The organism is Micromonospora sp. R77 (assembly GCF_022747945.1).
In the GTDB taxonomy this organism is placed as follows: domain Bacteria; phylum Actinomycetota; class Actinomycetes; order Mycobacteriales; family Micromonosporaceae; genus Micromonospora.
Map to the genome: position 1 here is coordinate 4,811,103 of NZ_JALDST010000001.1, position 26,630 is coordinate 4,837,732.

At 74.3% G+C, this 26,630-nt stretch carries 17 protein-coding genes and 3 pseudogenes; 8 read left to right on the top strand and 12 right to left on the bottom strand.

Features of this window, described 5'->3' with window-relative positions; translation table 11 throughout:
- Positions 1-60: 60 nt before the first annotated feature.
- From MRQ36_RS22690 to MRQ36_RS22705, 4 genes are all read right to left on the bottom strand, one after another.
- Positions 61-2,184 (bottom strand): glycosyltransferase, encoded by a 2,124-nt coding sequence (locus MRQ36_RS22690; RefSeq protein WP_242798466.1) that lies wholly within the window; start codon positions 2,182-2,184, stop codon positions 61-63.
- Positions 2,181-3,593 carry a glycosyl transferase gene (locus tag MRQ36_RS22695; RefSeq protein ID WP_242798468.1) on the bottom strand — a complete coding sequence of 471 codons (1,413 nt, stop codon included), beginning with the start codon at positions 3,591-3,593 and terminating at the stop codon, positions 2,181-2,183. The genes MRQ36_RS22690 and MRQ36_RS22695 overlap by 4 nt, the downstream gene beginning before the upstream one ends.
- A 34-nt stretch (positions 3,594-3,627) precedes the next feature.
- Positions 3,628-4,713, bottom strand: a complete 1,086-nt coding sequence (wecB, locus tag MRQ36_RS22700) for a non-hydrolyzing UDP-N-acetylglucosamine 2-epimerase (protein WP_242798470.1) — start codon at positions 4,711-4,713, stop codon at positions 3,628-3,630.
- Positions 4,714-5,018: 305 nt separating this feature from the next.
- Positions 5,019-6,191 carry a hypothetical protein gene (locus MRQ36_RS22705; protein ID WP_242798472.1) on the bottom strand — a complete coding sequence of 391 codons (1,173 nt, stop codon included), beginning with the start codon at positions 6,189-6,191 and terminating at the stop codon, positions 5,019-5,021.
- Positions 6,192-6,494: 303 nt separating this feature from the next.
- Here MRQ36_RS22705 and MRQ36_RS22710 point away from each other — a divergent pair, with 303 nt between their 5' ends.
- The 4 genes from MRQ36_RS22710 to MRQ36_RS22725 all read left to right on the top strand — a co-directional run bounded on the left by MRQ36_RS22710 (position 6,495) and on the right by MRQ36_RS22725 (position 12,839).
- Complete coding sequence (locus MRQ36_RS22710; RefSeq protein WP_242798474.1) at positions 6,495-8,063, top strand: glycosyltransferase family 4 protein; 1,569 nt, start codon at positions 6,495-6,497, stop codon at positions 8,061-8,063.
- On the top strand, positions 8,060-9,625 hold the full coding sequence (locus MRQ36_RS22715) for a glycosyltransferase (RefSeq protein WP_242798476.1): 1,566 nt from the start codon (positions 8,060-8,062) through the stop codon (positions 9,623-9,625). The genes MRQ36_RS22710 and MRQ36_RS22715 overlap by 4 nt, the downstream gene beginning before the upstream one ends.
- Before the next feature lie 4 nt (positions 9,626-9,629).
- Positions 9,630-10,913 (top strand): nucleotide sugar dehydrogenase, encoded by a 1,284-nt coding sequence (locus MRQ36_RS22720; protein ID WP_242798478.1) that lies wholly within the window; start codon positions 9,630-9,632, stop codon positions 10,911-10,913.
- Positions 10,914-11,090: 177 nt separating this feature from the next.
- On the top strand, positions 11,091-12,839 hold the full coding sequence (locus MRQ36_RS22725; RefSeq protein ID WP_242798480.1) for a CDP-glycerol glycerophosphotransferase family protein: 1,749 nt from the start codon (positions 11,091-11,093) through the stop codon (positions 12,837-12,839).
- A gap of 55 nt (positions 12,840-12,894) precedes the next feature.
- Here the strand turns inward: MRQ36_RS22725 and MRQ36_RS22730 are convergent, their stop codons facing one another.
- A complete protein-coding gene (locus MRQ36_RS22730; protein WP_242798482.1) occupies positions 12,895-13,437 on the bottom strand; it encodes an acyltransferase in 543 nt (180 codons plus the stop codon).
- A 159-nt stretch (positions 13,438-13,596) separates the two neighbouring features.
- Entirely contained in the window at positions 13,597-13,935 is a 339-nt protein-coding gene (locus MRQ36_RS22735; RefSeq protein ID WP_242798484.1) for a DUF952 domain-containing protein, read from the bottom strand.
- An 80-nt stretch (positions 13,936-14,015) separates the two neighbouring features.
- On the opposite strand from MRQ36_RS22735, the gene MRQ36_RS22740 reads away from it, so the two are divergent.
- The 3 genes from MRQ36_RS22740 to MRQ36_RS22750 all read left to right on the top strand — a co-directional run bounded on the left by MRQ36_RS22740 (position 14,016) and on the right by MRQ36_RS22750 (position 16,531).
- The gene (locus tag MRQ36_RS22740; RefSeq protein WP_242798486.1) at positions 14,016-14,324 is read left to right on the top strand and encodes a hypothetical protein; all 309 of its coding nucleotides are present in this window, start codon (positions 14,016-14,018) and stop codon (positions 14,322-14,324) included.
- 98 nt (positions 14,325-14,422) lie between these two features.
- Complete coding sequence (locus MRQ36_RS22745) at positions 14,423-15,079, top strand: response regulator transcription factor (protein WP_242798488.1); 657 nt, start codon at positions 14,423-14,425, stop codon at positions 15,077-15,079.
- Positions 15,080-15,088: 9 nt separating this feature from the next.
- Positions 15,089-16,531 (top strand): HAMP domain-containing sensor histidine kinase, encoded by a 1,443-nt coding sequence (locus MRQ36_RS22750; protein WP_242798489.1) that lies wholly within the window; start codon positions 15,089-15,091, stop codon positions 16,529-16,531.
- A 3-nt stretch (positions 16,532-16,534) separates the two neighbouring features.
- On the opposite strand, the gene MRQ36_RS22755 is transcribed toward MRQ36_RS22750, so the two are convergent.
- From MRQ36_RS22755 to MRQ36_RS22770, 4 genes and pseudogenes are all read right to left on the bottom strand, one after another.
- Positions 16,535-17,506: a TAXI family TRAP transporter solute-binding subunit gene (locus tag MRQ36_RS22755; RefSeq protein WP_374251174.1), complete on the bottom strand. Its 972-nt coding sequence runs from the start codon at positions 17,504-17,506 to the stop codon at positions 16,535-16,537.
- A 150-nt stretch (positions 17,507-17,656) separates the two neighbouring features.
- Positions 17,657-18,309 (bottom strand): annotated as a pseudogene (locus MRQ36_RS22760) (hypothetical protein); the annotation flags it as partial.
- 95 nt (positions 18,310-18,404) lie between these two features.
- Positions 18,405-19,204, bottom strand: a pseudogene (gene yaaA, locus MRQ36_RS22765) (peroxide stress protein YaaA).
- A gap of 22 nt (positions 19,205-19,226) precedes the next feature.
- Positions 19,227-20,872 (bottom strand): annotated as a pseudogene (locus MRQ36_RS22770) (ArnT family glycosyltransferase).
- A 180-nt stretch (positions 20,873-21,052) separates the two neighbouring features.
- Between MRQ36_RS22770 and MRQ36_RS22775 the strand changes: the two are divergent.
- Complete coding sequence (locus MRQ36_RS22775) at positions 21,053-22,093, top strand: App1 family protein (protein WP_242798496.1); 1,041 nt, start codon at positions 21,053-21,055, stop codon at positions 22,091-22,093.
- A 180-nt stretch (positions 22,094-22,273) separates the two neighbouring features.
- On the opposite strand, the gene glgB is transcribed toward MRQ36_RS22775, so the two are convergent.
- Positions 22,274-24,376: a 1,4-alpha-glucan branching protein GlgB gene (glgB, locus tag MRQ36_RS22780; RefSeq protein WP_242798498.1), complete on the bottom strand. Its 2,103-nt coding sequence runs from the start codon at positions 24,374-24,376 to the stop codon at positions 22,274-22,276.
- The gene (locus tag MRQ36_RS22785) at positions 24,364-26,454 is read right to left on the bottom strand and encodes an alpha-1,4-glucan--maltose-1-phosphate maltosyltransferase (RefSeq protein ID WP_242798500.1); all 2,091 of its coding nucleotides are present in this window, start codon (positions 26,452-26,454) and stop codon (positions 24,364-24,366) included. Before MRQ36_RS22785 ends, glgB begins: the two co-directional genes overlap by 13 nt.
- Positions 26,455-26,630 lie beyond the last annotated feature (176 nt).

Consider the following 26,630-nt stretch of genomic DNA (forward strand, 5'->3'; position numbering starts at 1 on the left):
ATCCGACGCGAAGGGGCCCGGCCGTGTCGGCCGGGCCCCTTCGTCGTGACCGGGGTCGGTTCAGTCGCCCAGCAGCAGCCGGTCGTAGTCGACCTGGCTGACACTCCAGTCCCAGGTCTTCAGCGTGTGCTCCGAGGCGGCCCGGCCGGTCTCCCGCCACTGCTCCTCGGTGGCCGTGGCGGCGAGGATCCGCTCCGCCGCCTCGTCCGGGGTGTCGACCACCCAGTCGGCCGGGAAGAGCGTCCGGGCGCCGTGCGGCTTGCCGGCGAAGAACGGCCAGTCCCGCACCACCGGCACCGCCCCGCTGGCGGCGCCCTCGACCAGGCCGCAGTGGAAGCTCTCCCGCACCGAGCTGCTCAGGATGACGCCGACCTCCTGGAGCGCGGCCGGGACGTCGTCGGTCTGTCCGTACCGCCGCACCGCGCCGAGCGGCTCCAACTCGGCCAGGTCCCGGCTGAACAGCTTGCCGTAGTCCTTGGCCGGCTTGCTGGTCCGGTTGTTGAAGTCGCTGCCGATCAGGGTGAGCCGGTAACGCTCGTCCCGCTCGCGCAGCTTGCGGAGCACCTCGACCGCCCAGCGCGGGTCCTTGGCCACCGAGCTGAACCCGACCAGGCCCAGGGTGAACCGGGCGTCCGCCGCCTTCACCCTCGGGTAACGCTGCAACTGCATCGCGTTGTCCACCACCCACAGGCGCGGACCGTCGGTCCCGGTGAGCTGCGGCAGGACCGCGGTGGACAGGTCCCGCAGGTGCTCGGAGACGAAGACGACGTCGTCGACCCGGGAGAAGTCCACCAGGTGCGGCCAGAAGTTGAACGCCTCGAAGCTGTGCAGCCGGACGATGATCCGGGCGGTGCCGGGATCGTGCAGGGTGAACAGCGCCGCCGTGGCCTGGCACCAGTCGACGAAGACGGTGTCCGCCCAGTCCAGGTGGGGCCGCAGCCAATCCTCGATCTTCGCCCCGTACGACGACTCCCCGGCGAGCAGGTGCTCCATCACGGTGCTGCCGCTCAACGCCAGCGGCCGGGTCACCGGGTCCTCGTAGAGGTCCAGGAAGCGGACCTCCACGTTCGGCATCGCGCGGTAGCGCTCCAGGATCTCCTGCAGGAAGTTGTCGTTGATCAGCGTGGTGACCAGCAGCCGCAGCGGCCGGTCGGTCGGCGCGGGCGCGGCCGGGGCGAGGCGACCCCGCGCCCGGGACAGCTTCCGCGCCGCCTCGCTGGCCCGGAACGGGGCCAGGAAGCCGCCCGGGTCCGCGCTCATCGGCGAGGAGAGCCGGTCGAAGTGCAGCACCCGGTTGGACGCCAGGCTGAACGCCCGGGAGACCGCCGCGGCGGCCTTCTTGGTGTCCTTGGGCAGCAGGCCGTCGGCCACCGCGAGCTGCGCCTCGATCGCCTCGTGCAGGCCGGTCGGCACGTGCCCGAGGGCGAGTTCGGCCTGCGCCGCCTTGGTGAGCACGTCGGCCCGGGTCCCCGGGCTGCTGATCCGGTGCACGGCCGCGGACGCGGCACGGGCCCCGACGGCCGGTCGGCCGGCCCGGACCGCGCTGTCGTGCAGCCGGACGGCGAGCTTGCTGCGCAACCGGTCCGGGACGCGGGGCGCCGCCACGGCGCGGGTCCAGAACCAGGCCCCCGCCGGGTTGCTCATGATGGTCTGGCCGGTGGCCTTGCGCAGCGTGGTCCGGACGGTCTGCGTCGCCGCCCGGCGGGCCCCCCGGGAACCGATGCCGGCCGCGGCCACCACCTGCCGCTCCAGCCGCTTGCCGATGGACTCCGACCGGGCCGCGTCGAGGGCCCGCTGTGCCGGGACCAGTCCGTAGTGGGCGCCGGCCCGGGTGTTGCGCTGCGCCATCTCCCAGACGGTGTGCACGGCCCGGGCGTCGAGCGCGACCAGCAGGTCGGCCGAGCGGTACCGCTGCCGCAGCCAGGCGTTGCGCCGCGCGTGCAGCCAGATCTTCCGGTTGGCCGCCGCCCGGCCCAGGGCCTTGCGGAACCGGGCGTCGCGCTGCTCACCGGGTACGGCGAAGCTGCGCACCTCCGCCAGCGCCGGGTCGATCACCAGGTCGTCGCTGTTGAAGAAGCAGGCCACGGTGACGGTCGCGCCCCGGCTGCGGAAGCGCTCCAGCGCCTCGATCAGGACGGCCGGCTGCTTCGGCGCGGTGGCGGCCACGATGAGCACGGTGGTCACAGTTGGACATCTCCAGACGATGCGGTCGCGGCCGGGGCGGGAGTGCCGGCCGTGGTCGGCCGGACGAGCTCGGTGAGGTGTCGGACGGCGGGTTCGAGCACCGCCGGCCGGGCGAACCGGCGGGCCAGCTCGCGGGCGGCGGCCCGGTCCGCGTCGGTCGCCTTGCACGCCATCCGGGCCGCCTCCGAGAAGGAGTGGGCGAGCCGGTGCGGGTCCAGCCCGACCGCCCCGGTCCAGAGCGGGTGCCCGGCCAGCACGTTGGACGCGTCGTGGTCGACGTCGTGGGCGGAGAGCACCGGCAGCCCGGTGGCCATGAACTCGTACACCTTGCCGGAGGTCACGAAGCGACCGCCGACCAGCATCAGCACCAGGGCGTCCCAGGAGCCGTAGGTCTCCGCCAGCGCGGCCTTCGGCACCGGGCCGCCGAAGCTCACGCCGTCGACGGCGGCCTCCTTCAGCAGGTCCATGTGCCGGTTGGCCTCCCGGGCCGCACCGGCGCCGATGTGGCCGCGCACCTCGAACCGGGAACGGGCCAGGACCGGGTCGTCCCGGCGGGCGATCCGCCACCCGTCGAGCACGGACTCCAGGAAGGCCGGGGTGAAGTTCACCGAGCCGAGGTAGCCGAAGGTCAGCCCGGCGGCCGGGTCCGGCGACCGGCCCGCGACGTCCGGCAGGCTGTCCTCGTCGTAGCCGTTGCGCACCACGTGCACCCGGTCCGCCAGCTGCGGATAGCGCTCCCGGTAGAAGCCGGCGATCGGGTCGTTCACGCACCAGACGGCGAGGGCGTTCTCGAGGACCTTGGACTCCCAGCGACCGGAGACCGAGTCGCGGCTGAACGCCTCGCCGCCACCGATCACGTCCAGTGACCAGCCGTCCCGGAAGTCGACCGCGTAGGGGACCTTGTGCTCCTCCCACAGCTTCCAGGTGGCCGCGATGTTCACGTACGGGGCGCAGGAGGCGAGCAGCAGGTCGGCGGGGTGCTCGCGGTGCACCCGCAGCACCGCCTGCTCCAGGTCGTACCGCCAACCGCCGAAGACCGGCTCGGGGAAGAGTTTCTGCTCGCGCTTGCGCAGCCGGGCGATCCAGCCGGCCGGGTCGAGCGAGCGCTCCTCCGAGAAGGCCCGGATGTCGGTCTCCAGGTCCTGCCGGATCAGCGGCAGTTCGACCACCTTCACCCGGGGGTCGACCTTCTCGGAGAGGGTGTGGTCCAGGCCGTACTCCCGCTCCCAGGCCTCCTGGCAGATGGTGATCACGGTGATGTCCCAGCCCAGGGCGACGAACTGGTTGGCCGTCTCGCGCAGCCGGTACGCGCTGCTCTTGGCGGCGGGCGGGAACCCGATCGCCAGGTAGATCACGTGCGGGCGGCGGCCGCCGCCGGAGCGGGGGAGGGGGACAACGGGAGAGTTCATCGCGGGCAGCCGATCGTGAGGAGGGGGCGCGTCGTCATGCCAGGTGCCGTCGCAGGGTCTCGGCGACCCGGTGGGCCGCCCGACCGTCGCCGTACGGGGTGCCGCGGGAGGCCAGCGGGGCGGGCCGGGTGGCGGTCTCCACCCATCGCGCGCCGAGCTCGCGCGGGTCCGGCACCAGCACGTTCCAGCCGTCGGCGAGGGTCTCCACCCATTCGGTCTCGGTACGCAGCGTGGTGCACGGCCGGTCCAGCAGGTAGGCCTCCTTCTGCAGGCCGCCCGAGTCGGTCACCACCCCGACGGAGCCGAGCACCGCGGCCACCATGGCGGCGTACGGCAGCGGCCGGCCGGCGTGCAGGGCGCCCCGGGTCAGCTTGAGGCCGTGCTCCTCGGCCCGGGCCAGCAGCCGCGGGTGGGCCAGCAGTGCGACCGGCACCGGCAGGTCGGCGAGCGCGTCGAGCAGCGCCGCGAGCCGCTGCGGGTCGTCGGTGTTCTCGGCGCGGTGCAGGGTGGCCAGCAGGTACGGCGCGGTCGGGTCGATCCCGTCCGGCAGGGCCGGCCGGAGCAGCTCGCCCCGCGTCACGTCGTCGCGGACCCGCAGGCAGACGTCCACCATCACGTCGCCCACCAGCACCGACCGGTTCGCCAGGCCCTCCGCGGCGAGGTGCCGCATCGCCTCCTCGGTGGGGGCCAGCAGCAGGTCGGCGGCGTGGTCGGTGAGCACCCGGTTGTGCTCCTCGGGCATCCGCCGGTTGAACGAGCGCAGCCCGGCCTCCAGGTGGGCCACCGGCAGGTGCTGCTTCACCGCCGACAGGGTGCCGGCCAGGGTCGAGTTGGTGTCGCCGTAGACCAGCACCCAGTCGGGGCGTTCGGCGGCGAGCACCGGGTCCAGCGCGGCCAGCGTCCGGCCGGTCTGCTCGCCGTGGCTGCCGGAACCGATGCCGAGGTGGACGTTCGGGTCGGGAATGCCCAGACCGGAGAAGAAGACGTCGGAGAGGTCGGCGTTGTAGTGCTGCCCGGTGTGCACGATCACGTGCTCGCAACCGTCCTCGGCGAACGCGGCGGCGATGGGCGCCAGCTTCACCAACTGCGGTCGGGCGCCGACGATGCTGACGACCTTCACTACCTGGCTCCTCGGGATCTGCGACGGGGGACTGGGGACGGGCGGCCACGCCCGTCGACGCCGGGGGGGCGTCCTGACCGCGCGGACCCTGAGGCCGGGCGACGGCCCTACGAATAGTAGTGCCCCCGGCGGCGGGCAAGGACGGACGCGGCCCGGCCGCGCCCCGGCCGGCCCCGACGGTACCGGACACTTCCGGTCATCCGGCCCGGACCGTGACGGGGGACGTGGGACGGGACACAGCGCACCACCCTAACCGAACGTTGCCTGGTGGTACGGGCTCCCGCACGGGTGTCGGGCCGCGTCGGTCAGGGGGAGGACTTCCAGAGCAGCAGCAGGTACCCGCCGAAGTAGGCCGAGAAGGCGGTCACCGTCACCAGCACGGTGACCGCCCGGGACCAGCCGGCCCGGGCCAGGCCCACCGCCGCCGGGAGCAGCAGCGGGAACGCCGGCAGCAGGAAGCGCGCCTTGGAGTGGTAGTAACCGGCCGCGCCGAGGGTGGTGACCAGCAGCAGGCCGCTGTAGAGCAGCAGCTGCCAGGGCTGCCGGTCGAGCAGGCTCAGCACGAAGAACATGATCGCCAGCAGCGCCACCACGGTGACCACGATCATCGGTAGCGCGGACGCCTGCGACAGGACCTGCTGGCCCTTCCGTACCGTGTAGGCGCCGAAGTCGAAGGTGGTGCCCCAGCCGGCGGACTGGATGTGGAACCAGCCGTCCGGCCGCCCGGTCCGCACCCCCACCCAGGCCAGGTACGCGAGCCAACCGGCGGGGGCGAGCAGCAGGGCGGCCCACGGTCGCCAGCCGTCCCGGCGCCGGACGATCGCCAGCAGCGCGGCCAGCCCGACCACCGGGATCAGCGACGAGGCGGTCGGCCGGGTCAGTCCGGCGAACAGGCAGAGCACCCCGGCGGTGACCCAGTGGCGGCGCAGCAGCGCGTACAGCGTCCAGGCGGCCAGCGCGGTGAAGAGGGTCTCGCTGTAGCCCATCGACTCCACGATGCCGTGCGGCACCGCGGCCCAGAGCGCGGCGAGCAGCACGCCGGTACGCCGGTCGTGCAGGTGCGCGCCGATCGCGAACAACCCCCAGGCGGCGGCCAGGGCAGCCAGCCACGCGACGAGCAGCGCCGCCTCGCGCGGACCGAGCGGGGAGAGCCGGTCCAAGCCCCCGGTGAGGCCGGGATAGAGCGGGAAGAACGCCATGTTGCTCTGCGTCTTCTCGTACCCGTCGTAGCCGTGCCGGGCGATCCCGAGGTACCAGTTGCCGTCGAACCGGGTCAGTTCCTTGCCGAGCGGGGCGCCCACGCTGCGGGCCCAGAGGGCGACGGTCAGCAGCACCACCAGGCGGATCACCAGGTAGGCGGCGAGCGCCGGCAGCGCGTACCGCGCGGCGTCCCGCAGCCGGCCGAGGGCGGGCCGGCCCGGGGCGGGGCCTGCGGGCCCCGCGGTCGCCGTGGCCGGGCTTGGTTCCTCGGTGGTCATCACGTCCATGCTTTCCGATCTGGTCCACGCCGAGCTGAGGGTGATCCGCGAGGCACACCCGGGCCGCCGGGTGACCGGACGCCGGCGGGGTCCCGCGAACTCCTGGCGGCACCGGTCGCCGAACAGCATGGAGGGTAGCAATCCCGACTCCGGGGCGCGGAACACCGGCGGCGCTTGCCTTTTCGGCGCAGGGCGTTGTCGTAGACTCGCTCGGGTCCGCGGGCGCGGTGCTGGCTGAGACGGAGACGGGCAGGAATGGGATCTGACGGCACGACCGCAACGGCGACCCGGGGACGGGTCGTCATGCTGGTGGACAACGGGGTCATCGGTGACTCCAGGGTGCAGAAGGCCGCCCGGTCCGCGGCCGAGGCCGGCTGGGACGTGGTCCTGCTCGGGCGGGCGCCGGTCGGGCAGCCGCAGAGCTGGCGGCTCGGTGCCGCCGAGGTCCGCCTGATCCCGATGGCCGAGCCGCTGGCGAAGCGCCGGCACGAGTTCCGGCGGGCCTGGCTGCGCCGACCGCTGGCCTACCCGCCCACCGGCATCGCGGCGCAGCGTACCCAGGCGGTGAAGGCGTGGCGGGCCGACCTGCGGGTCCGGCGGGACGCCCTGACCACGGCCGCCCGCGAGGCCGGCGCGGGCCGCCCGGGTGGCCTGCCCTGGGGTGCCCTGCGGGCCGAGGAGAAGCTGGCCGGCCTGACCCGCCGGTGGGTGGGCTTCCGCAACCGGCAGCTCACCGCCGCCCGGAAGGGCCGCAAGCTGGACGGCCCGTGGGACCGGGCGTACACGATGTTCTGGCAGAAGCTGCGGGGCGACGGCGCCTGGCGGCGGCTGGAGCCGGGACTCTGGGACTACGAGCTGGCCTACGGCCCGGTCGTCGACGAGTTGGCGCCGGACCTGATCCACGCCAACGACTTCCGGATGATCGGGGTCGGCGCCCGCGCCAAGATCCGGGCCGCCGCGAAGGGCCGCCGGATCGCCCTGGTGTGGGACGCCCACGAATACCTGCCGGGCGTGCAGCCGTGGCGCGACAACGCCCGCTGGCTGCCCGGGAACGTGGCCCACGAGCGGGAGTACGTGCCCTACGCGGACGCCACCATGACCGTCTCGGGTGGGCTGGCCGACCTGCTCCAGCGCGAGCACCGGCTGGCGGAACGCCCCGCGGTGGTGCTCAACGCCCCCACGGTGGGTGAGCTGCCGGCCGACCCGGCGGAGCCGGTGCCGGACATCCGCGCGCTGTGCGGGCTGCGACCGGAGACCCCGCTGCTGGTCTACAGCGGGGTGGCCGCGGCCAAGCGGGGGCTCGGCGTGCTGGTCGAGGCGCTGCCCCGGCTGCCGGAGGCGCACGTCGCGCTGGTGGTCAACAAGCCCACCTCGGCGTACGTGAAGAGCCTGGTCGCCCGGGCCGGGGAGCTGGGCGTCGCGGAGCGGCTGCACCTGCTGCCGTACGTGCCGCACCACCAGGTGGTGCGGTTCCTCTCCGGCGCGCAGGTCGGCGTCATCCCGATCCAGCACTGGCCCAACCACGAGATCGCGCTGATCACCAAGTTCTTCGAGTATTCACACGCCCGCCTGCCGCTGGTCGTCTCCGACGTGCGGACGATGGCCGACACTGTCCGGGAGACCGGGCAGGGCGAGGTGTTCACCGCCGAGGATGTGGCGGACTTCGTCCGGGCGGTCAGCGCGGTGCTCGCCGACCCGGCGCGCTACCGCGCCGCGTACGACCGGCCGGGGCTGCTGGCCGGCTGGACCTGGGAGGCGCAGGCGCAGGTGCTGGACGAGGTCTACGCCCGGCTGCTGCCGGACGCCCCGCCCCGGCCCGCCGTCGAGCCCGCGCCCGGCGCCGCCCCGACCTCGGTGGCGGTGGGGGCGTGAGCCAGCCGGACGTGACGGTGGTCGTCGCCGTCTACAACACCATGCCCTACCTGACCCGGTGCCTGGACTCGCTGGTCGGGCAGACCATCGGCCGGGACCGGCTGGAGGTCGTCGCGGTCGACGACGGCTCCACCGACGGCAGCGGCGCCGAGCTGGACCGGTACGCCGAGCGGTACCCGGAGACGGTCAGGGTGCTGCACCAGGCCAACTCGGGTGGGCCGGCCGCCCCCAGCAACCTCGCCCTGGACCACGCCCGCGGCCGGTACGTCTTCTTCATCGGCTCCGACGACCACCTCGGCCCGGAGGCGCTGGAGCGCCTGGTGGACGCCGCCGACCGGTGGGAGTCCGACGTGGTGCTGGGCCGGATGATCGGCACCAACAAGCGCTACGTGCACCAGGCCGTCTATGCCAGCACGTCTGAGCGGGTCGACCTGTTCGACAGCGACCTGCCCTGGTCGCTGTCGAACACCAAGCTGTTCCGCCGGGACCTGATCGAGCGGTACGGCCTGCGGTTCCGCACCGACATGGCGATGGGCAGCGACCAGCCGTTCACCCTGGAGGCCTGTTACCGGGCGCGGAAGGTCTCCGTCCTCGCCGACTACGAGTTCTACTACGCGGTCAAGCGGGACAACGCGCAGAACATCACCTACGCGAGCCGATTCGAGGAGCGGCTGCGCTGCGCGGAGGAGCTGGTCGGCTTCGTCGTCGGGCTGATCGAGCCGGGCCCGCGCCGGGACGCGGTCCTGCTGCGCCACTTCAGCTGGGAGGTGGCGAAGCTCCTGCGGCCCGAGTTCCTCACCCTCGCCCCGGACGTCCAGCAGCACGTCCACGACCGGGTCCGCAAGCTGACCGAGGCGTACCTCACCGACGGCATCATCGCCCGGATGGCGGCCGACCTGCGGCTGCGGCTGGTCGTCGCCCGCGACGCGGACTTGGACCGGCTGCGTGAGCTGATCGCCCAGCAGGACGCGGCGCTGCCGGAGGTCACCGTCTCCGGTGACCGCTGGTACGCCCACTACGTCGGCTTCCGCGACCCCGCCCTGGGCTATCCGGACGAGTGGTACGACGTGACCGAGAAGGCCGCGAAGGTCCTGGTCAAGCTGACCGCGACGCGGCTGGGCTGGGGGCGGGACAGCACCGGCGCCCTTGCGCTGACGGTCACCGCGCAGAGCCCCCGGCCGGAGCTGGCCGAGCTGACCGCCGCGGCGGTCCGGGTCAGCGTCGGTGAGTTGACGGGTGTGACGTCGGTCGCGCCGGGCGGGCCCGGTACCGTCGTACGGACGGACTTCACGGTGGACCGGCTCCTCGCGGTCGTCGCGGCGAACGGGGAGCGTCGGGTGGTACGGGTCGAGGTGACCGCGCTGGGCGCGACCGCCTCGGCCCCGCTCCGCACGGGCCGCCGCGTCGCCGCACCGCGCCGGCTGGCCCGGCACGGTGTCCGGTTCCACCTCGTGACGCCCACGACCAACCACAAGGGCCAGGTGATCGTCGCGATCACGCCGGTGACCCCGCGTCGGCTCCTCGCCCGCCTGCGCCGAATCTGGCCCTCCGGAGGAAAGTAGTTTCATGAACATCTGCGTCGTCGCGCTCGGCAAGATCGGTCTCCCGCTCGCCGTGCAGTTCGCCTCGAAGGGGCACCGGGTGATCGGTGCCGACGTCTCCGAGCGGGTCGTCGAGCTGGTCAACGACGGTGCCGTCCCGTTCCCGGGCGAGGCCGACCTGGACGTCAAGCTGAAGGAGGCGGTGGCCGCCGGGCTGCTCTCGGCCACCACCGACACGGCGGCGGCGGTCGCCGAGTCCGAGGCCGTCGTCGTGGTCGTCCCGCTCTTTGTGGACGCCGAGGGGGTGCCGGACTTCGGCTGGATGGACGACGCCACCCGGTCCATCGCCGCCGGCCTCAAGCCGGGCACCCTGGTCAGCTACGAGACCACCCTGCCGGTCGGCACCACCCGCAGCCGCTGGGCGCCGATGCTGGAGCAGGGCTCCGGCCTGGCCGCCGGTAAGGACTTCCACCTGGTCTTCAGCCCCGAGCGGGTGCTCACCGGCCGGGTCTTCGCCGACCTGCGCCGCTACCCGAAGCTGGTCGGCGGCATCGACGAGGCGTCGGCCGAGCACGGCGTGCGTTTCTACGAGGCGGTGCTGGACTTCGACGAGCGCCCCGACCTGAACCGCCCGAACGGGGTCTGGGACCTGGGTTCGGCCGAGGCGTCGGAGCTGGCGAAGCTCGCCGAGACCACCTACCGGGACGTCAACATCGGGCTGGCGAACCAGTTCGCCCGGTTCGCCGACACCGTGGGCGTCGACGTCACCAAGGTGATCGAGGCGTGCAACACCCAGCCGTACAGCCACATCCACTCGCCGGGCATCGCGGTCGGCGGGCACTGCATCCCGATCTACCCGCGGATGTACCTGTGGAACGACCCGGCCGCCACGGTCGTCCGGTCGGCCCGCGAGGCCAACGCCGCCATGCCGGACTACGCCGTCGACCTGCTCGCCGCCGCGTACGGCGACCTGACCGACGTGGGCGTGCTGGTGCTCGGTGCCGCCTACCGGGGCGGGGTGAAGGAGACCGCCTTCTCGGGCGTCTTCCCGACCGTCGCGGCGCTGCGCGCCCGGGGCGCCAAGCCGTACGTCTCGGACCCGATGTACACCAACGAGGAGCTGGTCGCGCACGGCCTGCCCGGCTACGACGGCGAGCCGATCGGCGCCGCGGTGATCCAGGCCGACCACGCCGAGTACCGTACCCTCGCCCCGGCCGACCTGCCGGGCGTGACGGTGCTGGTCGACGGCCGCCGGGTCACCGACCCGGCCCGCTGGACCGGCGTCCGCCGGGTCGTCATCGGCGGCTGAGCACCGCCCCGTCAGTGGGCCCCGACCGGTCACGGTCGGGGCCCACTGCCTGTGCCCTACCCCGGTGAGCAGCGTCGTTTCCCGGTCACCGGCCCGACGCGCCGGCAATACTCGGGTCAGGCGCCCCGTCCGGGGTCGCAGCTCGCCGGCGTGGTGGGCGGGACAGGGGGCGTTCCGGTGTTCGGCAGGGTCCGCAGCCGGCCGGGTGTCGCCACGGCCGGCGTGGTGCTGCTCGGCTACGGGCTCATGGTCCTGACCGGGGCCCTCGGTCGGGCGGTCCCGTTCGCGGTCGCCGCCGCCGTGGTCGTCGCCGGTGAGCTGGCGCTGGCCACCCGCTTCGCGGCCACCGGCACGTTGCTGCGCAAGGCCGGCCTCGGGCTGGTCTGGCGGCGGTCGGTCCGCGACCTCGCCGTCGTCCTGCTGGTCGTCAGCGCGGTCCGTCCCCCGGTGGCCGGGACCGTCGCGGTCCTGCTGCTGCCGGCCGCGTTGTGGGCCGTGGCGGTTGGCACCACCGCGCTGGGCCGGCTCACCGACCGGCGGGCCGCCACCCCGGCGTACACCCGCAACATCGACCTCGGCGCGCTGCGCCGGGTGCCCGCGCCGCCGGCCTGGGCCCGGCGTCTCGCCGGCCTGCGGCTGCCGCTGCTCAACGTGCTGCTGGTGCCGGCGGCGGTGCTGGCCGCGCTGGTCGACCGGGTCGCCCCGGTGGTGGTGACCGGGCTGGTCACGCTCGCCGCCGGGCTGGTCGTCGCGGCGGCGCTGGCGGTGGGCTGGTGGCGCGGGCGGGGCCGGAGCCCGGGCGTGCCGGCCGCCGTGCACGACTGGCTGGCCCGGGAGCGCCCCGAGGTGGCGCTCTACTTCGCCGGCCCGGCGAAGGACGTCTACCAGGCCGACATGTGGCTCGGCCCGGTCGCGGCGGCCGGCCGCCGCGCGGTGGTGCTGCTCCGGGACGCCGACGCGTTCCGCGAGCTGGCCGAGACCCGGCTGCCGGTGATCTGCGTACCGGCCGGCGTCGACGTCATGAACCTCGACCTGAGCCGGCTGCGGGTGGCGCTCTACGTGGCGAACGTCGGCGCGAACATCCACCTGCTGCGCCAGCCGGGCGTGCGGCACGTCTTCGTCGGGCACGGTGACAGCGACAAGCAGGCCAGCGTCAACCCCTACAGCAAGGTGTACGACGAGGTGTGGGTGGCCGGACCGGCCGGTCGGGAACGGTACGCCCGCGCTCGCGTGGGCGTCCTCGACCGGGACATCGTGGAGATCGGCCGGCCGCAGCTCGCCGGGGTGCACGCGTTCGGCGCGGAGCACGGCGCGCGCCCGTTCACCGTGCTCTACGCCCCCACCTGGGAGGGGTGGCTCGCCGACGACCCGTACCACACCTCGCTGGTGCTGATGGGGGAGCGGATCGTCGCCGGCCTGCTGGACGCCGGCGGGGTACGGGTGGTCTACAAGCCGCACCCGCTGACCGGCACCCGGTCGGGGCGGGCCCGCGCGGTGCACGAGCGGATCGTCGCCCGGCTCCGTGCCGCGGGCGGGGAGACCGACGCGCACGCGCTGGACGGCACCGCGCACCTGGTGGTGACCGGCCGTACGCCCGCCCTGTTCGACTGCTTCAACGTCACGGACCTGCTGGTCAGCGACGTGTCCAGCGTCGTGTCGGACTTCCTGCAGAGCCAACGCCCGTACGTGGTGGCGAACCCGGCGGACCTGCCGGCGGACGAGTTCCGCCGACGGTTCCCGACCGCGCGGGCGGCGTACCTGCTCTCCGCCGACTGCGCGGAGCTGCCAAAGATCCTCACCGTCACCCGGGCCGGCGACGACCCGCTGACCGGGGCCCGGCGGGAGCTGCGGGAATACCTGCTCGGCCCGGCCGGGACGAACCCGATGGACCGGTTCCGCGCCGAGCTCGACCGGCTCTGCCGCTGAGCGGGGTACCTGCCGACGGGGGCGACGACCGCCGGCCGTCGCCCCCGTCGCCGGCTCAGCCCCGGTGCGGCGGGTTGTCGACGTCGCGGGAGACGACCTCGCCCTTCTCGTCGACCCAGCCCTTCGGCCGGGCCGGGTTCCCGGCCACCAGCTGGTACGGCTGCACGTCCTTCGTCACCACCGAACCGGCGGCGATCATCGCGTACTCGCCGACGGTGATGCCGCAGACCAGGGTGGCGTTCGCGCCGATCGAGGCGCCCCGGCGGACCAGGGTCGGGGTGATCGTCCAGTCCGGGTTCTGGGCGCGCGGACGGAAGTCGTTGGTGAAGACCGCGCAGGGACCGACGAAGACCTCGTCCTCGATGGTCACGCCCTGGTAGACGGAGACGTTGTTCTGGATCTTGACGAGGTCGCCGACGCTGACGCCCGCGTCGACGTACACGTTGCGCCCGATGACGCAGCCGGCGCCGATCCGGGCCGAGGACCGGACGTGGGCCAGGTGCCAGACCTTGGTGCCGTCGCCGACCTGGGCGCCGGACTCCACGTCGGCCGTCGGGTGCACGAAGACCGAGGGGGACCGGTCGTTGCTGTCAGTCATCGTTCAACTCGCCTCGTCACGGGCGCGCCGTCGCGCCGTCGGTGCCGTGCGGCGGGCCGTGCCGGGTGCCGGCCGGCCCCCGCGGGCCTGGACCGCCCGCCGCCGGGCTCGGCCGGGCCGGGACCGTCGCGCGCGGGCTCGGCGTAGCATAGCGACCCCTCAGGCCAGCAGCGCCGCCACCGCGTCGGCGGCCGGGGTGTCCGCCGGCAGCGCCTCCGCCGCCACCACCGCGGCCACCGGCAGTACGCCGTACAGGTGCGGGAAGAGCGCGCCGTCCCGGGACGGCTCCCAGCGCAGCGCGTCGCCGAGCCGGTCCGGGTCGACGGTGAGCAGGGTCAGCCCGGTGACGCCGGCGAAGTGCCGGCGGGCCGTCTCGACCACCTGGTCGGCGCCGGAGAAATGCAGAAAGCCGTCCTGGCGGTCCAGCGCGGTGCCGGTGAACCCGCCGGCCGCCCGGGCCTGCTCCCACTCGCCGGTGGCGAGAATCTTGTAGATCACAGGCGCAGCGTAGGCGGAACCGGCCCCGTCCCGCTGCGGAGCCGGCATGCTCGGGTGGGAACCGCCGCGGAGGGGGAGCCATGGACAGCAGCGACGACTGGACGGACGGCCAGCGGGCCGTCTACGACGAGTGCCACCGGGCCGGCAGCGAGTGGGCGGCCGACCCGGACACCCCCACCGAGGACGTCCAGCACGTGATCAACCTCGGCCAGGCCGACGACGACACCCTCGGCGACGCGGAGACCGACTACCCGCCCCTGGTCGACGCCGTCGCCCAGGCCACCGGGGAGCCGGTGACCAGCGTGCCGGCCAGCCACGACGACCCCGGCTTCCGCGGTTTCGTGGACGGGGTACGGGACGCCACCGCCGACGAGGTCTTCGGGCTCTGACCGGCCGGCCGGGTCGCGGGCGTGGCCCGGCTCTCCCCTTCCGTCCCCGCTTCTGCCACCATTCGTGGGCAGCGTCGAGTGGGGAGAAGGGAGCGCGGGTGCGGATCCTCCTGGTCGAGGACGACCGTCGGGTGGCCGCCGCCCTGTCGTCCGCGCTGACCCGTCGCGGATACGAGGTGGAGCACGCCGCGACCGTCGCCGCCGCCCTGTCGGCCGCCCCCTGCGACCTGGTGCTGCTCGACCTGACCCTGCCCGACGGCGACGGCACGGACCTGTGCCGTGAGCTGCGCCGGCGCAGCAGCCAGCTGGGCATCATCGCGGTGACCGCCCGGGGCGAGGAACGCGACCGGGTGCTCGGCCTGCGGCTGGGCGCCGACGACTACGTGGTGAAGCCCTTCTCCATGGTGGAACTCCAGGCCCGGATCGAGGCGGTGCTGCGGCGGGCGTCGCACACCCTGCCGGAGCGGAACCTGATCGAGGCGGGGGAGGTCCGGATCGACGTGGGGGGCCGCACGGTGAGCGTCTCCGGCCGGGCGGTCGCGCTGACCCGCAAGGAGTTCGACATCCTGGTGTCGCTGGCCCGGCAGCCCGGGGTGGCCGTGCCCCGCGACCGGATCCTGCTCGACGTCTGGGGCACCACCTGGGCGGACCGGCACACCGTCGAGGTGCACGTGGGTTCGCTGCGCGGCAAGCTCGGCGACGCCACCCTGGTGGAGACCGTCCGTGGCGTCGGGTACCGGCTCCGCGGCGAGTGAGGAGACCGGGTGCGTCGTCGGCTGGTGATCAGCTATCTGCTGCTGATGGTGTTGGTGCTGCTGGCGTTGGAGACGCCGCTGGCCGCCACCCTGACCTCCCGGGAGACCGACCGGGTCCGCGCCGACCGGCTCGCCGACGCGACCCGTTTCGCGTCGCTCGCCGGTCCCGCGCTGCGCGGCGGGGTGCCCGGTCCGCTCGCCGGTGAGCTGGGCGCCTACGACGACCTGTACGGCATCGGCGCCGCCGTGGTCGACCGGGACCGGCGTACCGTGGTCGCCTCCACCGGCTGGCGCCCCGGGCCGGGCACCGCGTCGGCGCTGGACATGGCCCTGGCCGGGCAGCAGTTCAGCCGGCCCGACTCGGTCTGGCCGTGGGTGGACGGCCCGCTCGTGGTGGCCGTGCCGATCAACGACGGTGGCGAGGTGCTCGGCGCCGTGGTCACCACCACCCCCGCCGACAAGGTCCGGCGTACCGTCACCGCCTGGTGGCTGCTGCTCGCCGTGATCGGACTGATCGCCGTGTCGGCCTGCCTCGCCACCGCGTTCGGCCTGGCCGGCTGGGTGCTGCGGCCGGTCACCGAGCTGGACGCGGTGACCCACGAGATCGCCGAGGGCGACCGGGGCGCCCGGGTACGACCCCGGCTGGGCCCGCCGGAACTTCGCCGGTTGGCCGCCAGCTTCAACAACATGGCCGACGTGGTCTCCGACGTGATGGACCGGCAACGCGCCTTCGTCGCGCACGCCAGTCACCAGCTGCGCAACCCGCTCACCGCGCTGCGGCTGCGGGTGGAGGAGCTGGGCCCCAGCCTCAGCGACGCGGACGGGCGGGCCGAGCACCAGTTGGCGCTGGAGGAGACCGACCGGCTGGCCAAGGTGCTCGACGCGCTGCTCACCCTGGCCCGGGCCGAACGGGAGGAGAACCAGCGGGTCACCGTGGACGCGGTCGCGGTGGCCGCCTCCCGGGTGGCCGCCTGGGAACCGCTGGCCCGCCGCAGCTCGATCGCCCTGCGGTTGGTCGCCGACGACGCGCCCGCGTACGCCCGGACCGTACCCACCGCCATCGACCAGGCCCTCGACGCGCTGATCGACAACGCGGTGAAGTTCAGCGGGGACACCGGCGAGGTGACGGTGACCGTACGGCCCGCCGACGGGGGCATCGCCCTCGCGGTCCGGGACACCGGCCCGGGCATGACCGCCAGCCAGCTCGGCCAGGCCACCGAGCGGTTCTGGCGGGCGCCGGAGGTGCAGAACGTCGACGGTGCCGGACTCGGACTGACCATCGTCGCGGTGCTGGTGGACGCCTCGGACGGCCGGTTGACCATGCGCGCGGGTGAGCCCTGCGGCCTGGTCGCCGAACTCTGGTTCCCCGCGCCCGACCCGGTCGACCCGTCGGACGACCCGGTGCTGCCCGGCCCGCGCCTGGCTGCCGACGCCCCGGCGTCCGTCGACTGACCGTCAGGGCTTCGTCGCGCGGTACCAGTCGGCCGCCCCCGGATGCAGCGGCAGCGGGGTGGTCACGATCGCCGAGCGGGGGCTCATCCGCCCGGCCGCCGGATGCGCGGCGGCCAGTTCCGTCCGGCGGTCCATCAGCAGCCGGGTCACGTCGCGGACCAGCGACGCGGGCAGGTCGGCGCGGACGATCAGGTAGTTCGGGTTCGCCACGGTGCTCACCGGTTCCAGGCCGTACACCGACCGGGGCACGTCCCGGGTCACGTAGACCTCGCCGTAGCGGCGGCGCAGCGGCTCGGTCCACTCGCCCAGGTCGACGATCCGGACGGGGGTGGCGGCCACCAACTGGTCGACGCCGCGCACCGGCAGTCCGCCGGAGAAGAAGAACGCGTCGATCCGGCCGGCGCGCAGCGCCGCCACCGAGTCGTCCAACCCGAGGTGTTCCTGGGCCACCTGGCCGTCCTCCAGCCGGGCCACGGTCAGCAGCCGGGTGGCGGTGACCTCGGTGCCCGAGCCGACGGCGCCCACCGAGACCCGCCGGCCGCGCAGGTCGGCCAGGGTGCGGATCGGCCCACCGCCGACGGTGACCAGGTGCAGCAGGTCGTCGTAGACCCGGGCCACGGCCAGCACGCTGGGGTGCTCGGGCGGCGTGGCCGGCAGCACGTCGGCCTGGGTGAACCCCAGCTCGGCCTGGCCGGAGCCGACCAGCCGGACGTTCTGCGCCGACGCGGCGGTGACCACCACGCTGGCCCGTACCCCGGGCAGTTCCCGGTTGAGGATCGCGGCCAGCGACTGGCCGAAGGCGTGGTAGACGGCGGTCGGGCTGCCGGTGGCGATCCGGATCTGCACCGGCGCGGCCCGCTCGTCCCGGCACCCGGCGAGCCCGGACAGGGCGGCCACCAGCACCAACAGCAGCGCCACTGGGCCGGCGGCCCGGCGCCGGCCGCGGGGAGACCAGCCACGACTCACGGGCTGCACTGTGCGCCGTGCGGGGCCGCGCGCAAGCCACCGGACGGCGGACCCGGACGCAGCCGGTCGGCCCCCGGTAGCGGTCGGTGACCGGCCGGTCCGCCGGCACAGGCGCGGCCCGGATCGCGGAAGAGAACCGCCGGCCGGCTCAGCAGGCCGGTGCGGGGGCGAGGCGGCGCTGTCCAGGATCCGGTCCCGGTGCGGGCCGTTCGCGACCCCACCACGCGCGGCCGGCGCGACCGCAGCACGGCGGGCACGTCGAGCAGCGCTGCGCTGCGGACCAGCACCGCGGCCAGCTCCCGGTCGGCGAGCCGGATGCCGAGGATGTGCCGGCGGACGTGCCGGCCGCCGGCCAGCAGCGCGGACCGCCAGGCTGCGGCGGCCAGTCGGGGACGCCATACCCGACGGGCGGTGGACGCGCCGGCCACCGAACCGCTCAGCAGCTCGCGGCGGCCCTGCCGCCACCCCGTCTCCAGCAGGGTCGCGTACGTCGCCCGGTGCTCCCGGGGCACGTACAGCCGGTGCAGCTCGAAGCGGCGGCGCAGGCCGCCGGTGGTCGTCTCGTGCGTCACCGGCACGTCCAGCCGGTCGAGCAGCTGGCGCATCCGCTGCGCCGCGTCCTCCCGGTTGAACTCGGCGACGCCACCCCGGTAGGTGCCGCCGGCCGGCCAGCGGGGGTCGGTGGGCGGCGGCGGGGTGCAGCGCACCAGGCAGGCCACCTCGAACGCGTCGGCCAGGGTCAGCCAGTCCAGCGGGGGCGGGACGGACGACGGGCGGGGCCGGTCGAGCAGGGGGGTGGTGTCGAGGGCCATCGGACCGCTCCTCCTCGGCTACGGGGTACCCCTACCGTGGCCCGGACGCCGGTGCGAGGAAACGGCTGCGCACCAGCCTTGAGCAAAATTTGCGCCTACAGCTCGGTCACCACGACGTCGAGCTGGCGGGGTCGACCGGCGGCCGTGGGCTGCTCCTGCACCGCGTACTTCAGCTCGCGCAGCGCACCGACCAGCGCGTCCGCGCTGCGCGGCCGGACACCGGCGGTGAGCAGGTCGCGCACCAGCCGGCCCTTGGTCGCCTTGTTGAAGTGGCTGACCACCGACCGGGTGGGCACCCCGTCGACGTCCCGCTCGTGCAGCACCCGGACGGTCACCGTGCGGTCGGCCAGCTCCCCGCGCGGCGTCCACGTCGCCGCGTACGCGCCGGAGCGCAGGTCCAGCACCGGGCCGTTGCCGGCCGCCGCCACCAGCGCCGGGGCCAGCGCCCGCCGCCAGTACGCCGCCGACAGCGGCCCCACCCCGGGCAGCCGCGCCCCGATCGGGCAGCGGTAGGGCGGGATCCGGTCGGTGAGGCGTACCGCGCCCCAGAGACCGGAGGAGATCAGCACCGAGCGGCGGGCCAGCCGCTCCGCCGCGGGCGGCAGCGAGGCCAGGTCGAGCGCCTCGTAGAGCACCCCGGTGTAGATCCGCCCGGCCGGTGCGGTGGCCGCCTCCTCAGCCGCGCGTTGCGGCGCAGCTCGTCGCGCTGGCCCTCGCTCAACCCGAGCGCCGCCAGCGCGGCGGCGGGGTCCGGGCCGGCGCCGAGCGCCACCAGCGCGGTCAGCACCTCGTCCCGGGCCGGGTTCAGCTCCGGCAGGGACAGCCGGGACGCATCGAGGCGACGGCCGGTGCCGGCGTCGGCCTTCCCCTCGGAGGGCGGCAGCAGGATGAGCACCCGCAGAGCGTACGACCCGGGCTCAGCGCCACGGCCGCACGGCCGTCTCCGGGTGGTACACCCGATAGCCGGCGACCTCGGCCACCACGGCGGCGTCGGCCCGGTCGCCGAGCAGCCGGCGCAGCCCTCGCTCCGCCGACGAGCCGGCCGCCAGCACGTAACCCGGCCGCGGCGCCCGCGCCACCCGTCGCCAGTACGCCGGGTAGCGGTTCTGCCCCGGGAGCAGGTTGCCGTCGAGCACCCCGCAGACCACCGCCTCCCCGGTGTCGAAGACCAGCCGGTGACAGGTCCAGTAGTCGGTGTAGACCTCCCGCAGGCCGGCCCGGCGCACTGCGGCGGCCAACTCCCGGGCCCGGCCCTCCTCGGCGCGCAGCGACCCGACGGAGGCCACGAAGGCTCCGGTGGCGACCAGCGCGGTGGCGGTCAGCGCGGCCAGCACCGCCGCCGCCAGCACTCCGCCCAGCCGCCCCGCCCCGGAGACCGGCCCGCGCCCCGCCCGCGGGCCGGGTCCCGTCCCGCGCCGGGTCCGGCGCGGCGGGCCGCCGACCACAGCGGCCAGAGCACCGCCGGCAGGGAGATCTGCAGCACCGACAGGTAGCGGGCGTTGCCCAGCGGGTCGGTCGCGGCGAGCGGACTGCGGACGTACGCCAGCAGGGTCAGCCCGGCGCCGGCGACCAGCGCGAGCTGCGCGACGGCCCGGACCCGGCCGGCGCTGTCGGCGGCCCGCCGGTAGGCGAGCAGCCCGAGCCCGGCGGCCGCCGCCAGCAGCACCGGGTAGAGCAGCCCGAGCCACTCCTGCCACCGGGCGCAGCCGCCCATCGGGCAGAGACCGGTCGCCAGCGGCACCCCCTCCAGCAGCCCGCCGTGCAGCCGGTCCGACCAGGGGGGCGTCGCACCCGCCCGGGTGCTGATCTCCCGGAACACCGACAGCGAGTCCTGCCCCGCCGGGGCCACCACGTTGTCCTTGATCATCGGGGCGACGCCGATCAGGAACCCGGCCACCAGCAGCACCCCCGGCCAGCCCACCAACTCCCGGGGCGCCGCCCACACCAGCACCACCCCGGCCACCGCCAGATAGGGCACGATCAGCCAGTCCGACCAGAGCGCCACCCCGGCGAGCAGCCCGAACAGGCCGCTGGCCAACCAGCGGTGCCCGATCCGCCGCTCCGCCAGCCCGACCGCGATCAGCAGCATCGCCACCACCGCCGGCTTCACCTCCGGCCGACCGCCCACCACGGTGAGCTGGTCCCGGACCACCCGCTCCGACCCCAGCGCCAGCAGCCCGACCACGAAGGCGGCGAACCAGGGGGAGAAGAGCCGGCGGGTCAGCCGGTAGGTCAACCAGACGAAGAGGGCGTACAGCGCCAGCAGCGGCAGCCGCAGCACCGGCCAGCTCGGCCCGGCCAACCCCACCAGCGGGGCCGCGAGATAGGACTCCAGCATGCCCATGTAGCGCTGGCCGTACAGGAAGACCGGCCGCTCCCCGTTCCCGGCGATGTGCAGCGCGGCCAGCCCGAAGGTCGCCTCGTCGCTGTTCGAGGTGGGCAGCGTGAACAGCGTCAGGACCAGCCGGTAACCCACCCCGGCGAAGCCGAGCAGCAGCGCCACCAGCGCCGGCCGGTCGAGCGTGGGCCGCCACCGCCCCGGTTGCCGCACTGGTGTCGACACGACCAACGCCCCCGTCGTCGCCTGCGACCGCAGTTTTTCACGCCGCGTCCGGGCGCGATCAGCTTTTCGCCACGTGACCGGCGGGCGGTCGCGTCCGGCTCCTCCCGCGGCCGGCGGCGGCCCGGGTCGGCCCGGTCCACTCGCGTGGCCGGTGTCGGCCGCGTGTGGCAGGGTTGCAGCGTGCCACCCACACCCGCCGGAGAACTCGCCGTACCGCAGCTGCACCGGGCCGCGCGCATCGAGGACGCCGTCCACGCCCTGGTGGAGCGGCGGCTGCGGCGCACCGGCTGGCAACCCAACATCGTCGCGTACGCCGGCTACGGCGGCCCCGGCTGGGCGCGGGTGCTCTGCCGGGTGCTGCTGGGCCGCCCGGACACCCGACGCCAGGGCCGGCTGGACAAGGTGCGGGGCTGGCGCAGCTTCGCCACCCTGCCCGCCAAGCACGTCACCGTCACCATCGAGGCCGGCGGGGTACGCCACGAGGCCACCGCCGACCGCAGCGGCTTCGTCGACGCCGTCATCGAGGCCGACTTCGCCCCCGGCTGGGGCTCCGTACGCCTCAGCGTCCCCGACGCCGAACCGGTCGAGGCCCTGGTCCGCATCCTCGACCCGAACGTCCGCTTCGGCATCCTCTCCGACATCGACGACACGGTCATGGTGACCGCGCTGCCCCGGCCGATGCTCGCCGCGTGGAACACCTTCGTCCTCGACGAGCACGCCCGCAACGCCGTCCCCGGCATGGCCGTGCTCTACGAGCGCCTGGTCACCGCGCACCCCGGCGCGCCCGTCTTCTACCTCTCCACCGGGGCGTGGAACGTCGCCCCGACGCTGACCCGCTTCCTGTCCCGGCACCTCTACCCGGCCGGGCCGCTGCTGCTCACCGACTGGGGGCCGACGGCCGACCGCTGGTTCCGCAGCGGCCGGGAGCACAAGCGGGCCACCCTGGCCCGGCTGGCCCGCGAGTTCCCCGACGTACGCTGGCTGCTGATCGGCGACGACGGGCAGCACGACCCGGAGATCTACCGCGAGTTCACCGCCGCCCACCCGGACAACGTGGCCGGCGTGGCGATCCGCCGGCTCTCCCCGACCCAGTCGGTGCTCGCCGGTAGCCTCCCCGCCCCCGCCGAGCGCCCCTCCTCCGGCCCGGTCGGCCAGAAGTGGCTCTCCGCCCCCGACGGTGCCGGCCTGTGGAAACTCATGCGCGACGCCGGCCTCGTCTGACCCACCCCGCGCACCCCTGCCCACGCCCGTGCGCCCGGCGCCCTTGCCTATCCGGGTGCGTCCCGCCCCAAGATCCGCACACTTTCCGGGAAATAGTCCCCTCCGGGCGATCGGAAGCCACTCTTTCCCGGAAAGTGTGCGGATCTTCGACGCGGCGGGGCGGGGAGGGGAGGGGAGGGGTCAGGCGGGGCGGAGCCAGAGGACGCCGAGGGGTGGGACCCGCAGCGACGCCGACGCGACCATGCCGTGCCACGGGATGTCCTGGGCGTGCACCGCACCCAGGTTGCCCACCCCGGAGCCGCCGTAGTGCTGCGCGTCGGTGTTGATCACCTCGGTCCAGGTGCCGCCGGCCGGCAGGCCCACCCGGTAGTCCGCCAGCGGCTGGGCGGAGAAGTTCGCCACGCAGACCAGCGTCGCGCCGTCCGGGGCGATCCGGACGAACGACACCGCGTTGTTGGCGACGTCGTCCCCGGCGATCCAGCGGAACCCGGCCGGCTCGGTGTCCTGCGCCCAGAGCGCGGGGGTGTCCCGGTAGACGGCGTTCAGGTCACCGACGAGGCGCTGCACGCCGGCCCGCGCCGGATCGTGGGTCAGGTACCAGTCGAGGCCGCGCTCCTCGCTCCACTCCCGGTCGTCGGCCAGCTCGCAGCCCATGAAGAGCAGCTGCTTGCCCGGGTGCGCCCACATGTACGCCAGCAGTGCCCGGACGTTGGCCAGCCGCTGCCAGGTGTCGCCGGGCATCTTCCCGACCAGGGACCCCTTGCCGTGCACCACCTCGTCGTGGCTGATCGGCAGCACGTAGTTCTCGCTCCAGGCGTACGCCAGGGAGAAGGTGAGCTGATGGTGGTGGTGCTGCCGGTAGATCGGGTCCTTCGAGGTGTAGAGCAGGGTGTCGTGCATCCAGCCCATGTTCCACTTGAACCCGAAGCCCAGCCCGCCGTCGGCGGTGGGACGGGTGACGCCGGGCCAGGCGGTGGACTCCTCGGCGATCATCACCACCCCGGCGTGGTGCTTGTAGACGGTGGCGTTGACCTCCTGGAGGAACGCGATCGCCTCCAGGTTCTCCCGGCCGCCGTGCACGTTCGGCACCCACTGCCCCTCCTGGCGGGAATAGTCCAGGTAGAGCATCGAGGCGACCGCGTCGACCCGCAGCCCGTCGACGTGGAACTCGTCCAGCCAGTAGAGGGCGTTGGCGACCAGGAAGTTGCGCACCTCGTGCCGGCCGAAGTCGAAGACGTACGTGCCCCAGTCGGGGTGCTCGCCGCGGCGCGGGTCGGGGTGCTCGTAGAGCGGGGTGCCGTCGAAGCGGGCCAGGGCCCACTCGTCCTTGGGGAAGTGCGCGGGCACCCAGTCGAGGATGACGCCAATCCCGGCCCGGTGCAGGGTGTCCACCAGGTGCCGGAACTCGTCCGGGTCGCCGAACCGGGACGTGGGGGAGTAGTAGCCGGTGACCTGGTAGCCCCAGGAACCGCCGAACGGGTGCTCCATCACCGGCAGGAACTCCACGTGCGTGAAGCCCAGCTCGGTCACGTATGCGGTGAGCTGCTCGGCCAGCTCCCGGTAGCTCAGGCCGGGCCGCCACGAGCCGAGGTGCACCTCGTACACGCTCATCGGCTCCTGGTGCGGCTGCCGTCGGGCCCGCCGCTCCAGCCAGGCTGCGTCCTGCCACTCGTACGTCGAGTGGTGCACCACCGACGCGGTGGCCGGCGGCACCTCCGCGTACGCCGCCATGGGGTCGGCCTTGTCCCGCCACCGCCCGTCGGCGCCGAGGATGCGGTACTTGTAGCGGGCCCCGGCGTGCGCGTCCGGGACGAAGAGCTCCCACACGCCGCTGGAGCCGAGGCAGCGCATCGGCCAGCCGTCGTCCGGGCCCCAGCCGGTGAAGTCGCCGACCACCCGCACGCCGCGCGCGTTGGGCGCCCAGACGGTGAACGCGACGCCCTCGTCGAAGACCCGCGCGCCGAGCGCCTCCCAGAGCCGCTCGTGCCGCCCCTCGCCGATCAGGTGCAGGTCCAGGTCGCCGAGGGTGGGCGGATAGCGGTACGGCTCGTCGCGCGTGGTCCCGTCCACCTCGACCCGGTAGTCGAGCACCTCGCCCGGCACGGTCGCCTCGAAGACGCCCACGTCGTGCACCCGCTTCATCGGGTGCCGCTCGCCGTCGACCACGACGGCCACGTCACCGGCGCCCCGGCGCATCGTGCGGATGGTGGTGCGCCCGTCGGCCGGGTGCGCGCCGAGCACGGCGTGCGGGTCGTGCGTCTCGCCGGCGATCAGCTGGTCCATCGTGCGTCGTCCTTCGCGGCCGGTGCGGTCGGGGCGGTGCCGCCGGAGAGGTCGGCGGGTACGTCTGCGACGGTCAGGTCGGGCGCCGCCGCCGGCTGCGGCGCGGGCGGGGTGCCCGGCCGCCGCACGGTGAACACGTGCGCGGGCTGCAGATAGGGGTCGAGCCGGACCGCGTTGCGCTGGCCCCAGTCGTAACTGGTGCCGGTCAACTCGTCGTGCACGGTGAAGCGGTCGTGCCAGTCGAGGCCGAGCGCCGGCATGTCCAGGGTGGTGTTGCCCCACTGGACGGTCTGCGGGTCGAAGGAGCAGATCACCAGGACCGTGTTGCCGGTCTCCGGGTCGTGCTTGGACCAGCAGAGCAGCGCCGGGTTGTCGATGTCGTGGAAGACCAGGTTGCGCAGCCGGTGCAGGGCCGGGTTGTCCCGCCGGACCCGATTCAGGGTGGCGATGAACGGGGCCAGGGAGCGGCCGTGGGCCTGCGCGCCGGTCCAGTCCCGGGGGCGCAGCTCGTACTTCTCGTTGTCGAGGTATTCCTCCGCGCCGGGGCGGGCCACGTGCTCGAAGAGCTCGTAGCCGGCGTACATGCCCCAGGAGGGGGAGAGCAGCGCGGCCAGCACCGCCCGGATCTTGAACATCGGCGGCCCGCCGTGCTGCAACGAAGAGTGCAGGATGTCCGGCGTGTTGGGCCAGAAGTTGGGCCGCATCCAGTCGACCGAGGCGACCAGTTCCTCGCAGTACTCCCGCATCTCGGCCGCCGTCGTGCGCCAGGTGAAATAGGTGTACGACTGAGTGAAGCCGATCTTGCCCAGCCCGTGCATGATCGCCGGCCGGGTGAACGCCTCGGCGAGGAAGAGCACGTCCGGGTCGACCTTCTTCACCTCGGCGATCAGCCAGTGCCAGAAGTCGAAGGGCTTGGTGTGCGGGTTGTCCACCCGGAAGATCCGGATGCCCTCGCCGACCCAGTGCAGCACCACCCGCAGCACCTCGGCCCGGATGCCCTCCGGGTCGTTGTCGAAGTTCAGCGGATAGATGTCCTGGTATTTCTTCGGCGGGTTCTCCGCGTACGCGATGCTGCCGTCGGCCCGGGTGGTGAACCACTCCGGGTGCGCGGTGACCCACGGGTGGTCCGGCGCGCACTGCAACGCCAGGTCCAGCGCCACCTCCAGGCCCTGCGCCTCGGCGGCGGCGACGAAGGCCCGGAAGTCCTCCGGCGTACCCAGGTCGGGGTGGATGGTGTCGTGGCCGCCCTCGGCGGCGCCGATCGCCCACGGCGAGCCCACGTCGTCGGGCCCGGCGGTGAGCGAGTTGTTGCGGCCCTTGCGGTTGACCCGGCCGATCGGGTGGATCGGCGGCAGGTAGAGCACGTCGAAGCCCATCGCCGCGACGCCCGGGAGGCGGTCGACCGCGGTGCGGAAGGTGCCGGAGCGGGCGGGGGCGTCGGCGGTGGCCGGCACCGCGCCCTCGGAGCGGGGGAAGAACTCGTACCAGGCGGAGAAGAGCGCCCGGGGCCGGTCCACCCAGAGCCGGTGCTCGTCGCCGGTGGTGACCAGCTCGCGCACCGGGTGGTCCCAGAGCAGCGTGGCCAGGTCCAGGGCCGGGGCGACCCGGCGCGGCAGCGGCAGCTCGGTGTTGCGCAGCGCCTTCGCCGCCGCCCGCACCCGGATCCGGTCGTCGGCCGGGACCAGGTCGAGCGCCGCGTCCAGCACCCGGGCGCCCTCGGCCAGGTCGTTGGCCAGATCGGCCGGGCCCTGACCGGCGGCGATCTTCTTGGTCACCGCGTTCTGCCAGGTCAGGTACGGGTCCTGGAACGCCTCGACGGTGAACACCCAGTCGCCGACGGCGTCCGGCGTGACGGTGGCGTGCCAGCGGTCCTGGCCGGGCTCGCCGGGGCGCATCCGGGTGAACGGGCGGGCCGCGCCGTCGGGGCCGAGCCAGACCACGTTGCAGCCGAGCGCGTCGTGCCCCTCCCGGTAGGCCCGCGCCGACACCGGCACGACCTCCCCGACCACCGCCTTGGCGGGGTAGCGACCGCAGGCGACCACGGGGGAGACGTCTTCGATCGGGAACCGTCCAGTCACCCGCTCAACCTACTGCGCGAGATCCCCTCGCGCTCGGCCGAGTCGCCGACGAACACCCGCGCAAGCAGCGGGTGACCAAAGATCGCACCCGGCACCCCGCCCACCCCGCCCCTGCTCAGGAGATCTTGGAAGATCCGGGCCCGCCGAGGGGCCCTCCGCTGCCAAGATCTCTCCAA

Bases quoted from the DNA above. Each gene is read 5' to 3' on its own strand.
- MRQ36_RS22695 (WP_242798468.1), bottom strand. From the start codon at position 3,593: ATGAACTCTCCCGTTGTCCCCCTCCCCCGCTCCGGCGGCGGCCGCCGC.
- MRQ36_RS22705 (WP_242798472.1), bottom strand. From the start codon at position 6,191: ATGACCACCGAGGAACCAAGCCCGGCCACGGCGACCGCGGGGCCCGCA.
- MRQ36_RS22710 (WP_242798474.1), top strand. From the start codon at position 6,495: ATGCTGGTGGACAACGGGGTCATCGGTGACTCCAGGGTGCAGAAGGCC.
- MRQ36_RS22720 (WP_242798478.1), top strand. From the start codon at position 9,630: ATGAACATCTGCGTCGTCGCGCTCGGCAAGATCGGTCTCCCGCTCGCC.
- MRQ36_RS22730 (WP_242798482.1), bottom strand. From the start codon at position 13,437: ATGACTGACAGCAACGACCGGTCCCCCTCGGTCTTCGTGCACCCGACG.
- MRQ36_RS22740 (WP_242798486.1), top strand. From the start codon at position 14,016: ATGGACAGCAGCGACGACTGGACGGACGGCCAGCGGGCCGTCTACGAC.
- glgB (WP_242798498.1), bottom strand. From the start codon at position 24,376: ATGGACCAGCTGATCGCCGGCGAGACGCACGACCCGCACGCCGTGCTC.